General features: G+C 59.8%; 15 protein-coding genes. 6 read left to right on the forward strand and 9 right to left on the reverse strand.

Annotation, left to right across the window (positions count from 1 at the left end; genetic code table 11):
- Window positions 1–233: 233 nt before the first annotated feature.
- The 8 genes from FQ185_RS22295 to cbiE all read right to left on the reverse strand — a co-directional run bounded on the left by FQ185_RS22295 (window position 234) and on the right by cbiE (window position 8,787).
- On the reverse strand, window positions 234–1,613 hold the full coding sequence (locus FQ185_RS22295) for a PepSY domain-containing protein (protein WP_149419316.1): 1,380 nt from the start codon (window positions 1,611–1,613) through the stop codon (window positions 234–236).
- 123 nt (window positions 1,614–1,736) lie between these two features.
- Window positions 1,737–3,854, reverse strand: coding sequence for a TonB-dependent copper receptor (locus FQ185_RS22300; RefSeq protein WP_149419317.1), 2,118 nt, complete (start codon window positions 3,852–3,854; stop codon window positions 1,737–1,739).
- A gap of 190 nt (window positions 3,855–4,044) precedes the next feature.
- Window positions 4,045–4,494: a DUF2946 domain-containing protein gene (locus FQ185_RS22310; RefSeq protein WP_149419318.1), complete on the reverse strand. Its 450-nt coding sequence runs from the start codon at window positions 4,492–4,494 to the stop codon at window positions 4,045–4,047.
- A 21-nt stretch (window positions 4,495–4,515) separates the two neighbouring features.
- Complete coding sequence (locus FQ185_RS22315) at window positions 4,516–4,995, reverse strand: copper chaperone PCu(A)C (protein WP_149419319.1); 480 nt, start codon at window positions 4,993–4,995, stop codon at window positions 4,516–4,518.
- Between the two features lie 48 nt (window positions 4,996–5,043).
- Window positions 5,044–5,442 carry a DUF2946 domain-containing protein gene (locus FQ185_RS22320; protein ID WP_149419320.1) on the reverse strand — a complete coding sequence of 133 codons (399 nt, stop codon included), beginning with the start codon at window positions 5,440–5,442 and terminating at the stop codon, window positions 5,044–5,046.
- 318 nt (window positions 5,443–5,760) lie between these two features.
- Window positions 5,761–6,489, reverse strand: coding sequence for a cobalt-precorrin-6A reductase (locus tag FQ185_RS22330; protein WP_149419322.1), 729 nt, complete (start codon window positions 6,487–6,489; stop codon window positions 5,761–5,763).
- Window positions 6,486–7,583: a cobalt-precorrin-5B (C(1))-methyltransferase gene (locus tag FQ185_RS22335; protein WP_149419323.1), complete on the reverse strand. Its 1,098-nt coding sequence runs from the start codon at window positions 7,581–7,583 to the stop codon at window positions 6,486–6,488. Before FQ185_RS22335 ends, FQ185_RS22330 begins: the two co-directional genes overlap by 4 nt.
- The gene (gene cbiE, locus FQ185_RS22340; RefSeq protein WP_149419324.1) at window positions 7,576–8,787 is read right to left on the reverse strand and encodes a precorrin-6y C5,15-methyltransferase (decarboxylating) subunit CbiE; all 1,212 of its coding nucleotides are present in this window, start codon (window positions 8,785–8,787) and stop codon (window positions 7,576–7,578) included. The genes FQ185_RS22335 and cbiE overlap by 8 nt, the downstream gene beginning before the upstream one ends.
- 237 nt (window positions 8,788–9,024) lie before the next feature.
- Between cbiE and FQ185_RS22345 the strand changes: the two genes are divergently transcribed.
- From FQ185_RS22345 to FQ185_RS22370, 6 genes are all read left to right on the forward strand, one after another.
- Window positions 9,025–9,687, forward strand: a complete 663-nt coding sequence (locus tag FQ185_RS22345) for a hypothetical protein (protein WP_149419325.1) — start codon at window positions 9,025–9,027, stop codon at window positions 9,685–9,687.
- 66 nt (window positions 9,688–9,753) lie between these two features.
- Window positions 9,754–11,139, forward strand: a complete 1,386-nt coding sequence (gene cobG, locus FQ185_RS22350; RefSeq protein WP_149419326.1) for a precorrin-3B synthase — start codon at window positions 9,754–9,756, stop codon at window positions 11,137–11,139.
- Entirely contained in the window at window positions 11,132–11,758 is a 627-nt protein-coding gene (locus FQ185_RS22355) for a precorrin-8X methylmutase (protein ID WP_149419327.1), read from the forward strand. The genes cobG and FQ185_RS22355 overlap by 8 nt, the downstream gene beginning before the upstream one ends.
- On the forward strand, window positions 11,758–12,489 hold the full coding sequence (locus FQ185_RS22360; protein ID WP_149419393.1) for a precorrin-2 C(20)-methyltransferase: 732 nt from the start codon (window positions 11,758–11,760) through the stop codon (window positions 12,487–12,489). The genes FQ185_RS22355 and FQ185_RS22360 overlap by 1 nt, the downstream gene beginning before the upstream one ends.
- The gene (gene cobJ / locus FQ185_RS22365; protein ID WP_149419328.1) at window positions 12,489–14,201 is read left to right on the forward strand and encodes a precorrin-3B C(17)-methyltransferase; all 1,713 of its coding nucleotides are present in this window, start codon (window positions 12,489–12,491) and stop codon (window positions 14,199–14,201) included. Before FQ185_RS22360 ends, cobJ begins: the two co-directional genes overlap by 1 nt.
- Window positions 14,202–14,417: 216 nt before the next feature.
- Window positions 14,418–15,230 (forward strand): hypothetical protein, encoded by an 813-nt coding sequence (locus FQ185_RS22370; RefSeq protein WP_256730469.1) that lies wholly within the window; start codon window positions 14,418–14,420, stop codon window positions 15,228–15,230.
- A 17-nt stretch (window positions 15,231–15,247) separates the two neighbouring features.
- Here the strand turns inward: FQ185_RS22370 and FQ185_RS22375 are convergent, their stop codons facing one another.
- Complete coding sequence (locus FQ185_RS22375; protein ID WP_007937197.1) at window positions 15,248–15,844, reverse strand: MarC family protein; 597 nt, start codon at window positions 15,842–15,844, stop codon at window positions 15,248–15,250.
- Window positions 15,845–15,884 lie beyond the last annotated feature (40 nt).

The following is a 15,884-nucleotide window of genomic DNA, read 5'->3' on the forward strand; positions in this document are numbered from 1 at the left end:
AGTGAAGCCCCCGTCAACGGCTGCGCCTGAGCGCTATGATTGATGGCGAGCAGGCAGAGACCGGACAAGAGGTACTTGGTCATCGGGACGGTGAATCACGTCTTCAAAAGAAAACCCGCCGCCAGGGCTGCGGGTCAGGCGGCGCATTTAGCGTTATACAGTAACACTAAAGGTGGCCGGGAGATAAGCACGGAAAGTCTACAGATCCCTCTAAACCAAGCATCTCGCCTGTTTCATGATGAAGATGAGGCCGATTCAGTTTGCCGGTTGAAACGTGACAGGACCAAGCGATCCAGCAGCCACACCACGACCAACGAGGCGCCCACCAACGGAAACGCCACTGCCAGTGCGAACATGATGACCATCGCGGTTTTCCATTTCGGCAGGTCGTGGCGCAGCGCCGGAACGCCGAACTTGCCTTGTGGGCGACGCTTCCACCAGATCACCACGCCGCTCACGGCACTGAGCAAAATCATCAGGCAGATCAGCAGCACGACGATCTGATTGAACGTGCCGAACATCTTGCCTTCGTGCAGCATCACGCCCATTTCCGTGGCGCGGGCGACGTTGCCGTAATGCTCCCAGCGCACGTCGGCGAGGACGTCACCGGTGTACTGATCGACATGCAGGGTGGCGTCGTTGCGCGGGTCGTCGGCGAACACCGCGAGGGTGAACACGCCGGTCGCGGTGGTCGGGAATGTGATGCTGTAACCCGGTTCGACCTTGCGTTGCACGGCGATATTTTGCACGTCTTGCAGGCTGATGGTTGGCGCCGCGGGGCCGGCTGGCGCACCTTCGTGAGCCATGTGTTCGGCGTGGTCGCCGGACATCGGCATCGGCGTGTTTTCCATCGCCCACGGCACGGTCTGGCGGGTGGCAGTGTTGAGGCTGCGCGCCTCGACATCGGACTTGGGCACGTCACCCCACATCGCTGCCGGAAAGACATTCCAGACTTCGGCGTATTGCTTGCCCCAGAACCCGGTCCAGGTCATGCCGCTGAGCAACATCACCAGCAGCAATGACGCGCCCCAGAACCCGGTCACCGCGTGCAAGTCGCGCCAAAGTACGCGACCGCGGCTGTTCAACCGCGGCCACAGGATGCCGGCCGCCTGGCCTCGCGGCCACCACAAAAAGACGCCGGAGACCACCAACACCACGCCCCAACCGGCGGCCAGTTCTACCAGCCGATCACCGACGGTGCCGATCATCAATTCACCGTGAATCGAGCGCGCAATCGCTTGCAAATTCTTCTTCGCGTCTTGCTCGCCAAGGATGTCGCCGTGGTATGGATCGATGAACACGTTCAGTTCATGACCTTCGTTGATCACCACAAATTGCGCACTGCGTTCGGCATTGACCGGCGGCAGGTACTGTTTGATCTGACCTTGTGGGTACGCCTCTTTCACCCGCTTGAGCAGGTCGTCAGCGGCGACTGTGTGATGAGCGGCGGGGACGTTCAGCAGGCTGCCGTACATCAACGGATCGAGTTGCGGTTTGAACAGGTAGATGATGCCGGTCAGGGCCAGCATCACCATGAAGGGCGCGACGAACAGGCCGGCATAGAAATGCCAGCGCCAGGCCAGGTTGTAGAAATTCGGTTTGGGCTGTTTCATTTGTGTGCTCCGCCAGGCGTAGGTTTTGTTGTTTAGTGCGGTTGCTGCGCAACCGATCGCGAGCAGGCTCGCTCCCACAGGTTCAACACCGTCCATGTGGGAGCGAGCCTGCTCGCGATGCTTTTAGAAACTCATATCCACCTTGGTCCAGAGCGTGCGCCCCGGTTCGTTGATGGCTTGCGGATCATTGGCCGGGTAGCCAAAACCGGCGTTGCCGGCCAGGTTCAAATGCTCGGCGTAAGCCTTGCCGAACAGGTTGTCGACGCCGCTGCTGACCTTCCAGTTTTTGTTGATCCGGTACGCACCGTTGAGCGAGAACACGCCGAACCCCGAAGTCTTGTCGAAGTCCTTGCCGACCACGTTGCCCTTGTTCTGATCGATGCGGTTCTGCGCCGCGACCACCCTCCACAAGGCGCCGGCGCTCCAGTTGTCTTCGCTGTAGGTCAGACCGAAACGCGCATCCAGCGGCGGCATCTGCGGCAGCGCATTGCCGTCACTGCTGTTCTTGCCCCAGGCGTAGGCCAGGGTCGCGTCGGCCTTCCAGTTGCTGGTCAGCTTGTAGGCCGCACCCAATTCGCCGCCCATGATTCGTGCGTCGATGTTCTGTGCTTGCGAGGTCATGCCCATCATCCCGGGCGTGTAGTTGAACAGGATGTAGTCGCGCACTTGTCCGACGTAACCTGAGGCCCAGGCTTCGAGGTCTTCGGTCTTGTATTGCAGGCCGAAGTCGAGCTGGGTGGTTTTCTCGGGCTTGATTGAATCGAAGGCATTCACCGAGCCGGCGGGGCCGGAGTTGGGCGAAACCAGTTCCCAGTAATCCGGGAAGCGCTGGGTGTGACCGAGCCCGGCGTAGAGCGTGGTCGGGCTGTCGGCCAAGTCATGCTCAAAGCGGACAAAGCCGCTCGGCAGGGTGTCGGCGCGGGTGTCGTTTGCGGTCGGGTTGGCGCGGGTCATCATTCCCGAACCGGTGGTCTGCCGGAAGTCCTTGGCCGAGGCGCGGTCCAGGCGCGCGCCGGTAATCAGTCGATCACGGTCGGCGGCGTACCAGGTCAGTTCGCTGAACACGCCGTAGTTATGGAAGTCGGCGTCCTTGGTGTATGGCAAGTCCTTGTAGACGTCGATGCCCATGGCGCTGCGCTGGCGGTGTTCGTTGGTCTGCGCGTCGATGCCGCTGATCAACTGCACATCGGCCCAGCGCCAGGTAGCTTTGATCCGCGCGCCGAGGGTTCGGCGGTCGACGTTGGAGGCCATTGGACCAGACATCATCCCGGTGCCGGACGGCGTGCGCAGGGTGTAGTTATCCATCACGTGGTCGGCGTAGTTGTAGTAAACCTGCGCCTCGACCTTATCCAGCACGTCGCCGATGTTTGATTTCTCGAAGCGCAGGCCGAGGCTTTCGCGCTTGAACTGCGAACCGTCCATGCCACGTCCGGCGTAACGGGCTTCGCCGTCACCTTTGCCGGCGGTCAGTTCCAGCAAGGTGTCGACGTCTGGCGTCCAGCCGAGTGCCACGTCGCCGTTCCATTTGTCATAACGCGACGGCACGGTGTCGTTGTTGCCGTCCCGATAGTCATCGGCGTGCGCAGTGTTGCCGATCACTCGCACGTAACCCAGCGACCCGCCCGCAGCGGCATCAACGACTTTGTCGAAACGGCCATTGGAGCCGGCCAATACGCTGGCGTTCACCCGGGTGCCGAGTTCGCCGAAACTCTCTGGCTCACGTTCGAACAGGATGGTGCCGGCTGACGCACCCGGTCCCCAGAGGACGGTTTGCGGACCTTTGATGACGGTGAGTTTGTCGTAGGTTTCGGGCGAGATGTACGAAGTCGGGGCGTCCATCCGGCCAGGGCAGGCACCCAGCAACTGGCCGCCGTTGGTCAGGATGTTCAGCCGCGAGCCGAACATCCCACGCAGCACCGGATCGCCATTGGTGCCACCGTTACGGACCAGGGCGAAACCGGGGATGGTTTTCAGATAGTCCCCACCGTCGCTGGCCGGCACCGGTTGGCGCGGGTCCTTGGGGTTGGTGACGACGGTCAGTGGCGAGCTCGGCGCAATGGCGGTGATCACCGTCGGGCTCAGTTCTTCGGTGTGACTTGCGTGTTCATCGGCCAGCACCATCGGTGTCAGCAAAGCCCCGCAAAGAAACGCGGTGGCGTGCCTGAAACGAATACTGGATTCGTTCAGGGCAAAAGCGGCTTGGGCAGCGCTCAAGCGTGTGTCAGCAGCAAACCTGGACATGACAATTTCCATCGAACAGTCGTAAACGACACGGCCGGTATCCGACGCAATCCCTGTGGGAGCGAGCTTGCTCGCGAAAGCGGTGTGCCAGACGACATTAAGGTTGACTGACACTCCCTCTTCGCGAGCAAGCTCGCTCCCACAGGTTGCTTTGGCTGTTTTGCGGACCGTGTGAGATCGGGGTGAATGTTTACGCGACGATGGGTGGGGCGCGGGTGCGGGCTCCGGGGAAGAAGGTTTGCCGGGCGTAGCCCAGACGAGGGGAGGGCGTGGTGAAGGTGGTGGCTTTTGGCGTGTCGAATGCGGCGAAGGACTGGCCGCCGGTAAGCGCGGGGCAGTTGAACAGCAGGCTGCAATAGCCGCATTTTTCCCAGAGCGCGTGATGTGAGGCTTTTGGCGGGCAGTGCTCGGCGGCGGATTGCGCGCCGTGGTCGGCATGCTCCATTGCCGGCATTTCCATGCTCATGTCCATCGACATGTTCATGGACATCGAGGAGGCGCGTTGATCCATCGGCATTGACTGGGAAATCAGCGGGCCGATAAAGATCATCAACATGGCGAACAGGCTGATCCAGGTGCCGCGCGTCAGGCTCAATGGCTGACGACGCGGTGCGGATGACCTGGCGCTAAGCGGGCGCATGGGCGTGTTCAGCTCTGCCGATTACTGGGCGTGTGCGTGCATCTGCGAGCCTTCCGGCGGCTTCTTCTGCACGGACACTTCAACGGTCACATCACCGGACTTCTCGAAATGCATCGTCAGCGGGAAGTGTTTGCCGTCGCTCAGCAGGCTGCGATCTTTCAGTTCCAGCAGCATCACGTGATACGCCATCGGTGCGAAAGTGACTTCACCTCCGGCCGGGATTTCGACACGCGGCACCTGCTGCATTTTCATCAAATCGTTCTGCTTCACATGCTCGTGCAACTGGGCGATGCCTGCAATCGGCGAGTCGACGCTGAGCAGCCGGTCGGCAGTTTTACCGCTGTTATGAATCACGAAATAGGCGGCGACGGTCGGCGCGTTGGGCGGCAACTCTTGCGACCAGGGGTGTGCAATCTCCAGCTCGCCGGCCTTGTATTCGTGCGCATTGGCAAAGCAGGCAGGCAACAGCAACGCGGCCAGAACGATAAGTTTATTCAACATGGCAGTTCTCCAGAGCGATTCAAAACGCAGATCAATTGCGAGAAGAAATCACACCAGAGGGGACGCGCGGGGGTTGAGACTCGGCCATTGCTGGCGCGGCGTCGGTGTATCGAGAAGGACGGCGGGCAGGCTCCGATTGGCATCGAAACGCGCGAAATACAGCTGCGGCACATGCCCGGGCAACGCCACCAGCGGCGCAGAACCGGAGCAGCACCAGCAATGCTGCATGTTGGAATGATCGTCGTTCTGTGGGGCTTTTGGATCGATGTCGCCCAGGGAAATCGCCACCATCTTCGTGCCGCTGGACGAGCAGAAACTGCCCCACAACAATTGCTCGGCAGGTGATTTCGCCGTTTGCGCCATCGCTCCGGACATCGGCATGGCGAGCATGTTGAACAGCACTGCGAAGCAGGCGATCCAGGCAATTGCGAGCCGTTGTCGGGACATGGGACGAATCCGGTTGGGTGGGCGATCAGGCGCGGCTATTTAGCCTGATCAGGGCCGATAAGTAAAAAGACCGCGTGCGGTGTGGTGTCGCAGTGCAAGGCTTCATAGCCTTCATGATAGTCGTGAATTGCGGATTGCCATTGCTGCTCAATGCAAAGTCTGGTTGATGAGTACTCCAACCTTTGCATCGCCAGCCAGGACGCTTTCGCGGGCAAGCCCGCTCCCACATTTGACCGCATCGGACACAAACCCAGAGCCAGACAAAGAACCCTGTGGGAGCGGGCTTGCCCGCGAAGGCGTCTTAAGGTGCTCGTATTCTCAGGTTAATAATTGTTCTGTCATTGTTCGCAACACCTCGGCAACCGACCCGAATTCCTGATCAACCCCCGGCAACACCGGCCGCTTCAGCACCAGTACCGGTACCCCACGTTCCCGAGCCACTTGCAGCTTCGGCTCGGTGGCGGTGCTGCCGCTGTTTTTGCTGATCAGCACGTCGATCTGCCGGCGCTGGAACAACTTGCGTTCATCCTCAAGCAGAAACGGCCCACGTGCGCCGATGACTTCGCAACGTTCGTTGCCCGGATAAACGTCCAATGCACGCAGCGTCCAGAATTGATCTGGCGGGATTTCATGCAGGTGCTGCAACGGTTCGCGACCGAGGGTGAACAGCGGTCGTCGGAAAGGTTTCAGCGCTGCGATCAGTTCGGCCCAGTCGCTGATTTCTCGCCAGTCATCCCCGGCCTGTGGTTGCCAGGCCGGGCGCCGCAAGGCCCAGCATGCAACGCCGCTCAACTTCGCTGCGGTGACGGCGTTCTCGCTGATTTTTGCAGCGTAGGGATGGGTTGCGTCCAGCAGCAGATCGATCCCTTCATCCCGGATGAACTGCGCCAGACCTTCGGCACCGCCGTAGCCGCCGACGCGGATCTGGCAGGTCAAATCCGTCGGCACGCGACCGACGCCCGCCAGGCTATAGATATGTTGCGGCCCAAGCGTGCGGGCGATGGCCAAGGCTTCCGTCACACCGCCGAGCAACAAAATGCGCTTCATTCAAAAGCTCCCGCATGGCCAACAATCCCGCCCTGGCGATCAATGGCAAATACTTCAATCTGAACCTGTGCCGGCACCACGCTGCGAGCAAAATCCAGAGCGTGCTGACACACCGCATCACCGAGGGCGATACCCGCAGCGCTGGCCATCGCCAACGCTTGCTGGCTGGTGTTGGCCTCGCGAATTCCTGATTGCAGCGCCTCATTGGCCCCGACCGCAGCTGCCCATTTGGCCAGTTGCGGCAGGTCGATGCTCGAATGCCGACTGTGCAAATCCATATGCCCGGCCGCCAGTTTGCTGATCTTGCCGAAGCCGCCGCACAGGCTGAGTTTATCCACCGGTACTTTGCGCAGGTGTTTGAGCACTGCGCCGACGAAGTCGCCCATTTCGATCAGGGCGATTTCCGGCAAGTCGTAGACTCGGCGCATGGTGTCTTCGCTGGCGTTGCCGGTGCACGCGGCGATGTGCAGGTAACCGTTGGTTTTTGCCACATCGATGCCCTGATGGATCGAAGCGATGTAGGCCGCACAGGAAAACGGCCGGACGATGCCGCTGGTGCCGAGAATCGACAACCCACCGAGAATCCCCAGCCGCGGGTTCATGGTTTTCAATGCCAGCGCCTCGCCGCCTTCGACGTTCACCGTCACCTCGAAACCGCCGTTGTAGCCGAGGTCGTCCGCCAGCCGCGTCAGGTGGTCGCTGATCATTTTGCGTGGCACCGGGTTGATCGCCGGTTCGCCGACCGCCAGCACCAGCCCCGGCCGGGTGACGGTGCCGACGCCCCTGCCGGCACTGAAGCGAATGCCCGGCTCGGCGCTCAATCGCACTCGGGAATAGAGCAGGGCTCCGTGGGTCACGTCCGGATCGTCCCCGGCGTCCTTGATGGTTCCGGCCTCGGCGCCGCCATCCATCAGCCGACAGAACTCCAGGCGCATCTGCACCTGCTTGCCTTTGGGCAGGACGATCTCCACTGCGTCCGCCATCGCGCCACTGAGTAACAGGCGCGCGGCTGCAAGACTGGTGGCCGTGGCGCAGCTGCCGGTGGTCAGGCCGCTGCGCAGCGGTGCGGGTTGCTCGGCGGTTTCGTCACGCATCGAAGGGTTTGACCACGTCCAGCAAGGTAATCGGCAGCGCCTGACGCCAGGTATCGAAGTCGCCCAATGGCTGGGCCTGAGCGATATGAATGCGCGTCAGCTCCCCGCCGTGCTGCTCGCGCCAGGCCATCAGGGTCATTTCACTTTGCAGGGTCACCGCGTTGGCGACCAGTCGGCCGCCGGGTTTGAGTTCGGCCCAGCACGTGTCCAGCACGCCTTCGCGGGTGACGCCGCCACCAATGAAAATCGCATCCGGACGTTCCAGCCCGGCGAGGGCCTGCGGCGCACTGCCGCGAATCAGATGCAGACCGGGCACGCCGAGCGCATCGCGGTTGTGCTCGATCAGCAACTGTCGCCCTTCATCAGCCTCGACCGCCAGCGCCCGGCAACCCGGATGCGCGCGCATCCATTCGATGCCGATCGAGCCGCTGCCGGCGCCGACGTCCCACAAGAGTTCGCCTGGGGTCGGGGCGAGGCGGGCGAGGGTGATGGCGCGCACGTCGCGTTTGGTCAGTTGGCCGTCGTGCCTGAACGCCGAGTCTGGCAGGCCGGCCAGTCGCGACAGGCGCGGTGTACCCGGTTCGGCAATGCACTCAATGGCGATCAGGTTCAAGTCGGCGATAGCCGGATCGGCCCAGTCGTTGGCGATGCCTTCGACGCGCCGTTCGGCTTCGCCGCCCAGATGTTCCAACACTGTGAGGCGACTCGGTCCGAATCCACGCTCACGCAACAGCGCGGCGATCGCGGCGGGGCTCTGGCCGTCGTTGCTGAGCACCAGTAGGCGAACTCCGCTGAACAATTGCGCGTTAAGCGCGGCGATCGGGCGGGCGACCACCGACAGTGTCACCACATCCTGCAGCGGCCAGCCCATTCGCGCAGCGGCGAGAGAGCAGGAAGAGGGCGCCGGCAGGATCAGCATTTCATCACTGGAGAGTTGCCGGGCAAGGCTGGCACCCACACCGAAGAACATTGGGTCGCCGCTGGCCAGCACACAAACGGGCTCACCGCGCATGGCTATCAATGCATCGAGTGAGAACGGAACAGGCCAGAGCTGGCGTTCGCCGCGGATGCAGGGTGGCAGCAGATCCAGTTGGCGTTGGGCGCCCACGATCTTTGAAGCGCCGATCAGGGCCCGGCGGGCATTTTTGCCCAAGCCCTTGAAACCGTCTTCACCAATACCCGTTACGGTCAGCCACGCAGTCATGTCCATCCTCTGTCGAATCGCGAAGTCCTGCGTCGTTACAGGCGTCCATATGATAGCGCGGAGACTAGCAGTAAGGTTGGCCTGTTTTGGTTTTGAATAACCTTCAAGTCCAGGATTGAGCAAGTTAAAAATACAAGTAAGTTTGCGAGTTTGGTTTTGTTTGGAATTGTAATGCGGTGTTGTAAGAGGGAGAGGGTTGGCTTAGTTTTCGTGGTATTTAAATTAAAGGATCAAATCATGGAAGATAAAAATCGCAGTGCAGTTGTAACGGGTCCAACGATAGTGTCGATGGAGGGCGGGTCACTTCAGGATTTTGATGATGTAACGGATTGCACGTTGATTGCATCATTGAACGCAGACCTGGAAGCCAGTCGTTTCACCCATTCGCAACAATGGTTCAATAGCTATGGCAGCTGTCTTGACTGGATCGGATGGGAACCTGTGGGTGATTCGTATACACAACGCCGCGATACCATTTCCGGCAATGTAGTGCAGACCTATTTAACGTCGTTGTCATCCAGGCAAAATACCAAGCTTGGCAGCAGCGTGATTAACTTGCTGATCGATTCATTCGATGCGGTTAAAGGGAACGGCCCGGCGATTTACTCTCTGGATCAGGAAACGGCCAGAGGCGAACTCTTTCAGGTCACACCCTTCTGGCGTGACGGCGCGGGAAAATTACGAATGCAAGTCAGTCGATTGAAGTTGGTGGCCAGTGTGAAGTCCGGGCAGTTTCTATTTTTCGAAATGGATGACGACTCAGCCAGCCTTTTACAGCACTACGCTGAGTTCGTGTTGAATGAGGCCAGGTTGAATGAGAAAAGGCAGCGGATACAACAAAAACTAAAAGAAAACAGAATGGCCAGATTCAAGCTCAGGTTGACCTCTTCCCAGGGCTGAGCCACACCTTTGTGCTTCTGAAGTGCCGGTGGCAGGAATTATAGCCGGGCGACGCGCGGGCTTTTCATGCTTTCAAGCAAAGCAGGCATAATAGCGACCCTTCGTCCTGCAGCCGGTCATCTTGTGAGCCCACGTCAGAAGCCTCCTTCCTTACGCCCTTCGGCATGCCCGGGGTTGCTGCGTATTGTCCAGGCATTGGACGGTGGAATCTGTCGGATCAAACTGGCGGGCGGTTCCATTAGCTCGGAACAGGCAGGCGCAGTGGCCGATGCTGCCCAACAATATGCAGGCGGGGTGATCGAGGCGACTAATCGAGCCAACCTGCAGATTCGTGGTATCGGCAACGAACACGCTGCACTGATCAGTTTGTTACTTGACGCAGGTTTGGGTCCGAGCACCGACGCAGGCGACGATGTGCGCAACGTGATGCTCAGCCCCAGCGCGGGAATTGATCGGCAGATGCGCTTCGACATCCGGCCGCTGGGCGCGCAGATTCTCCATAGCCTGGAAACGCTTCCACATCTGCATGACCTGTCGGCCAAGTTCGCAGTGCAACTCGATGGCGGTGAAGCACTGGCGATGCTTATGCATCCTCATGATTTATGGTTGTCGGCCATCGAACTGGACGGTGAACCGATGCTGGCTTTCGGTCTTGCGGGATGTCCTGTCGATGAGCCGCTGGGCGCGGTGCCACAGGCTTTGGGGCACGAGCTGGTGATCAACGTGCTGGAGGTGTTTCTCGAACTGGCCCGCCCCGACCAGACGCGGATGCGTCACCTGTTGGCCGAATTGCCGGTCAGGGATTTCATGGCGCAACTGACCGGGCGCTTGAGTGAGCGCCCGACCAACGTTGCAGGTTGGGATCGTGCAACCGCTTCAATGCCGCTGCACATTGGCACTTATCCACAGCGTCAACATGGCTTCGCCTATATCGGCGCGGGCGTGCCATTGGGGCGACTGGACCCACACATGCTTAGAGGTGCGTCACAACTGGCCAAGGTCTACGGTGACGGGAACGTGCGCTTCACACCGTGGCAAAGCCTGTTGCTTCCTGGCGTCCGGCTCGAAGATACGTCAGTGGTAACTGAAGCATTGAGTCAGCTCGGCTTTCTATGTTCGGCCGATCAATCGCTGGTCCATTTGATCGCCTGCACCGGTTCGACGGGGTGTGCAAAAGGCCTGGCCGACACCAAGAACGACGCTCTGCAACTCGCCGCGCTGCTGCAGCACCACGGCCATGTTCTGAGCGTGCACCTGAGCGGTTGCTCGCGCTCCTGTGCCGCCGCGCACGTCACCCCCGTCACTTTGCTGGCCGTCGGCCCCGGTCACTACGACCTCTATTTTCGCGATGCGGGGCAGCCGGGTTTCGGCGCCCTGCACGCACGCAATCTTACTATTGAAGCGGTCGCGGCCATGCTCGACGCCCGCTCACGGAGCCCCCTTGATGCTTGATTACATCCGCGACGGTCAGGAGATCTATCGCAACTCCTTCGCGATCATTCGCGCCGAGGCCAACCTCGACCGGATCCCGGCCGATCTTGAAAAACTCGCGGTACGGGTGATTCACGCCTGTGGGATGGTCGATGCAATTGACGGTCTGCAATTCTCCGAAGGCGCCGGCAAGGCCGGGCGCGAGGCGCTGGCCGCCGGTGCGCCGATTCTGTGTGATGCGCGGATGGTTTCCGAAGGTGTGACTCGCACGCGTTTACCTGCGAACAACGAAGTCATTTGCACCCTGCGTGATGAAAGCGTTCCCGAGCTTGCTCGTGAATTGGGCAACACCCGTTCCGCCGCCGCGCTGGAACTGTGGCGCCCGCATCTGGAAGGCAGCGTGGTGGTGATCGGCAACGCGCCGACGGCGCTGTTTTATCTGCTGGAAATGCTCGACGCCGGCGCACCGAAACCGGCGCTGATCCTCGGCTTCCCGGTGGGCTTCGTCGGCGCTGCCGAATCCAAGGCTATGCTTGCCGCAGACAGTCGCGGTGTGCCCTTCGTCATCATGCAAGGCCGCCTGGGCGGTAGCGCCATGGCCGCCGCCGCCGTCAATGCCCTCGCCACGGAGATCGAATGATGCAGCAACCTGGACGTTTGATCGGCCTGGGCGTCGGCCCCGGTGATCCGGAGCTGATTACCGTCAAAGCCTTGCGCCTGCTACGCGAATCGCCCGTGGTGGCGTACTTCGTCGCCAAGGGCAAAAAGGGCAATGCCTTCGGCATTATCGAAGCGCACCTGCAGGATGCACAAACCCTGCTGCCGCTGGTGTACCCGGTGACGACCGAGGCGTTGCCCGCTCCGTTGTCCTACGAACAAGTGATCAGTGATTTCTATGATGCGGCCGGCAAAGAACTCGCTGCGCATCTCGATGCCGGTCGTGACGTGGCAGTGATCTGCGAAGGCGATCCGTTCTTCTACGGTTCCTACATGTACCTGCACGATCGCCTCGCTGAACGCTATGAAGCCGAAGTCGTACCGGGTGTGTGCTCAATGCTGGGCGGCGCTTCGGTGTTGGGTGCGCCGTTGGTCTATCGCAATCAGAGCTTGTCGGTGCTGTCCGGCGTGCTGCCTCACGATGACCTCAAGCGTCGTCTGGCTGATGCCGATGCCGCCGTGATCATGAAGCTGGGTCGTAACTTCCCAAAAGTCCGTCAGGTGCTCGAAGAACTCGGTCTCGCGGAGCGTGCGCTGTACGTTGAACGCGCAACCATGGCCAACCAGAAGATCGTCCCGCTGGGTCAGGTCGAACCGATGTCTTCGCCGTACTTTTCGCTGATTATCGTCCCGGGTGAAAGGTGGCAAGGCTGATGGCCCGTCCAGTTCCGGCGATTGTCATTCTCGGCAATGGCAGCCTCGCGACCGCGCGCACAATTCAACAGGTGTACCCCGGCGCCCTGATCCACGGCCTGGCCGACCGGGTCATCGGCGCGGACCGCGTCTATCGCGAGTTCGGTGCGACCCTGCGTGACCTCTATCAACAGGACACGCCAATCATTGCCCTGTGCGCCGCCGGGATCGTCATCCGTACGTTGGCGCCGATGCTCCTGGAAAAAGGCGTCGAGCCGCCCGTCCTGGCCGTTGCCGAAGACGGCAGCGCGGTGGTACCGCTGCTGGGAGGTCTTGGCGGAGTGAATGTCATGGCCCGTGAGATCGCGGCCAGTCTTGATGTGGCAGCGGCCATCACCACCAGTGGTGAATTGCGTTTCGGTACCTGCCTGCTCAACCCGCCTGAGGGTTATGCCCTCGGCGATCTGGAACTGGGCAAACGCTTTGTCTCCGATTTGCTGGCCGGTGAGACGCTGCGCATCGAAGGCGCGGCGCCGTGGTTGGTGCAAGCGCAGTTGCCTGAAGATCCTCTGGCGCGACTGGCTGTTCATGTCGGTCATGCCGAGCGTGAGCCCGCGGCGAATGAATTGTTGATCTATCCGCGCAACGTGCTCGTGGCGGTGAGTGCCCACGTAGCCAACTTGCCGGGCGCCATTCGCGATGCTTTGCATGAGGCAAAAATCGCCGTTCAATCGATAGCTTGCGTGCTTGCCTGCGACACCGAAATGGCCAGCCCGGCACTGCGTGAAGCGGCCCTTGAATTGGCTGTGCCGCTGCGTTTTGCCAGGGATGTCGGCTCGGTCGGTGAACTGGCGCGCAATGCTATCGGGCAGTCTGTTTCGATCTTCGGCGATGACGCCATTGCCATCGCGGTCGCAGAGCAGCCGCTGGACCCATCGCAGATCGGCCGTCCTCGAGGCCGTCTGGCAGTGATCGGCTTGGGCCCTGGCGCTGCCGAACTGATGGTGCCGGCGGTCAAGGCTGAGTTGGCTCGCGCCAATGATGTGCTCGGTTACGAAACCTATGTGCGCATGGCCGGCCCCTTTCGCGCTGATCAAGTGATGCACTGCACCGACAATCGTGAAGAGATGCAGCGAGCGCGTCACGCTTTCGAACTGGCGGCGCAAGGGCGTTCAGTGGTGGTGGTTTCATCGGGCGATCCGGGTGTTTTTGCCATGGCTGCCGCGGTGCTGGAAGCGCTTCACGAGTCCACCGATGCCTCGTGGCACAACGTCGATCTCGAAATTTTGCCCGGTGTCTCTGCATCGCTGGCGACGGCTGCTCAGGCGGGGGCGCCGTTGGGGCATGATTTCTGTGTGTTGTCGCTGTCGGACAACCTCAAGCCTTGGGAGATTATCGAGAAGCGTCTGGACCTGGCCGCACAAGCGGACCTGGCACTGGCTTTCTACAACCCGATCTCGCGTTCGCGTCCATGGCAGTTGGGCCAGGCATTGGACATCGTCGCCCGTCACCGCACGCCTGAAACGCCGGTAGTGCTGGGGCGCGATATCGGTCGTCCAGGCCAGACCTTGCGGGTCACAACACTTGGTCAATTGACGCCCGAACAGGTAGACATGCGGACCATGGTGCTTGTCGGGTCTTCCACGACCCGTGTAATTCTTCGTCCGGACGGTCGCTCCTGGGTATACACACCGCGTAGTTACGGCGACAAGCTGATCCCCATTCAACAGTAACCAACTTATTTTGCTTGTTGGATAACACCCGGTCGTTTGAGTCTTTGACTTGTTAATGATTGGGTGTTGTTGGGCTGTTGCTTTTAATAAGTTAATGAGTGGTTGGCTAGTCTACATATGTTGTATCTGATTGAAGTTGTGGGGGTGCTTAAGCTGCGCTAGATTTTATTTGGCCCCAGGATGAGGGTTTAATTAACTAACAAAGGAGTGTTGTTTGTGGGTATTTTTGAGAGTTCTGTTAGCCCGGCAGAAAGTGTCGATTTCGTTAGGCGCTGTATTCAAAAGCGTCGGCATCCGACAATCAAACCGCGCGCAAGAATGCTGGTGTCGTCGGATGTGTCCAGCCCCACCAGAGGCCTGGATGCGTTGGTGCTGGGTAATAGTCTGGTGGGCTATGGCGACAACATCAGTCTCGAGAATATGGCGATTATTGAAAATATAATCACCATGTCCAAGATGGAGGCGAACTATGAAGTGCCCGGTAATAAAGACCCCAAGGCTTGGTACCATGCATTTACCCGGTGCATGGAAGATCTTGGATGTTTTGTGCCCGATAAAGGTTTTTCCAAATACGCTGCACGTTCTCTAAAGGTCACAATGGATAATATTGTGGTCGATATTATCCAGACGGCTGTGGAAGCTGCTAAAGCCGCTATCCCGGGTGCGTCCGTACTCAGTGCTGTTTCAAGTTCCACGTTGACTGCATTGAAGAAAGAACCTGAGGCAATCAAGTTGTTAAACCTTGAATCGAAAAATACTGAAGGCGTGCGCTTGTCCACGATTCCTTGCGAGCAAATGTCGAACGGTATCATTTTGGTCGCGTTGGCAGCTGTCGATCATCAGGGCGGCAGTCATGATGATGGCGTTCTTTTTGTAGACTGGAAAACTTCCAGCCTGGATATTTTTCACGGAAAGGCGTTCGCAACCTTCAATCCCGCACGTTATGCGGCCATCAAGACAGATATCGAGGAATACCTTGGCGCGCATCGAAAAGAAGTGCTGGTCAAGCGCTTCAGTCGGCGTAAGTAAGGTCGTCCGGCAGGGCGTCAAGGCACCAGATAACCTTTTACTCCCGTAAAAATAATCTGCGCCGCCAATGCACACACAAACAGACCCATCAGCCGGCTGACAATTTGCAAACCCTGGTCGCCGAGAATGCGCTCGATGCGGTTGGACAGATAAAGCACCACGCCGACCGTGAAACTGGCCAGGGCAATACTGAGAATGGCCGTAAGTTTGTCGTCCCAGTGCGGCTGGCTTACGCCCATCACCAGCAAGGCGCCGATGGTGCCGGGGCCGACCGTCAGTGGGATGGTCAGCGGGACAATGGTCACGTCCTGTTGCACGTTGTCTGTCTGAACCGCCGACTTGCCTTGAGCCATGCCCAGCGCCGAGATGAACAACACGCTGCCGGCACCGATACGAAAGGCGTCCACGGTGATGCCGAAGACACTGAAAATCACTCGGCCGAAGAGGTACAGCAAGACGCTGGAGACCAGCGTGGCGGTCGCCACTTTCCAGGCCAGGCGGCGTTGCTCCTTGCGCGAATAACCGCGGGTCAGACTGATGAAACAGGACAACACGAAGAACGGGCTGTAGAGCACCAGCATCTTCAGGTAAACGCTGAATAACACGTGGAGCATGGTGCAAGCTCACTGGCGAGGGAAGTCGTGGGGGGGAGTC

It is taken from the genome of Pseudomonas sp. ANT_H12B (assembly GCF_008369325.1).
Lineage (GTDB): Bacteria > Pseudomonadota > Gammaproteobacteria > Pseudomonadales > Pseudomonadaceae > Aquipseudomonas.

Coding starts and splice junctions, on each gene's coding strand:
- FQ185_RS22295 (WP_149419316.1), bottom strand. CDS start 1,613: ATGAAACAGCCCAAACCGAATTTCTACAACCTGGCCTGGCGCTGGCAT.
- FQ185_RS22300 (WP_149419317.1), bottom strand. CDS start 3,854: ATGTCCAGGTTTGCTGCTGACACACGCTTGAGCGCTGCCCAAGCCGCT.
- FQ185_RS22310 (WP_149419318.1), bottom strand. CDS start 4,494: ATGCGCCCGCTTAGCGCCAGGTCATCCGCACCGCGTCGTCAGCCATTG.
- FQ185_RS22315 (WP_149419319.1), bottom strand. CDS start 4,995: ATGTTGAATAAACTTATCGTTCTGGCCGCGTTGCTGTTGCCTGCCTGC.
- FQ185_RS22320 (WP_149419320.1), bottom strand. CDS start 5,442: ATGTCCCGACAACGGCTCGCAATTGCCTGGATCGCCTGCTTCGCAGTG.
- FQ185_RS22330 (WP_149419322.1), bottom strand. CDS start 6,489: ATGAAGCGCATTTTGTTGCTCGGCGGTGTGACGGAAGCCTTGGCCATC.
- FQ185_RS22335 (WP_149419323.1), bottom strand. CDS start 7,583: ATGCGTGACGAAACCGCCGAGCAACCCGCACCGCTGCGCAGCGGCCTG.
- cbiE (WP_149419324.1), bottom strand. CDS start 8,787: ATGACTGCGTGGCTGACCGTAACGGGTATTGGTGAAGACGGTTTCAAG.
- FQ185_RS22345 (WP_149419325.1), top strand. CDS start 9,025: ATGGAAGATAAAAATCGCAGTGCAGTTGTAACGGGTCCAACGATAGTG.
- cobG (WP_149419326.1), top strand. CDS start 9,754: ATGCTTTCAAGCAAAGCAGGCATAATAGCGACCCTTCGTCCTGCAGCC.
- FQ185_RS22355 (WP_149419327.1), top strand. CDS start 11,132: ATGCTTGATTACATCCGCGACGGTCAGGAGATCTATCGCAACTCCTTC.
- FQ185_RS22360 (WP_149419393.1), top strand. CDS start 11,758: ATGCAGCAACCTGGACGTTTGATCGGCCTGGGCGTCGGCCCCGGTGAT.
- cobJ (WP_149419328.1), top strand. CDS start 12,489: ATGGCCCGTCCAGTTCCGGCGATTGTCATTCTCGGCAATGGCAGCCTC.
- FQ185_RS22375 (WP_007937197.1), bottom strand. CDS start 15,844: ATGCTCCACGTGTTATTCAGCGTTTACCTGAAGATGCTGGTGCTCTAC.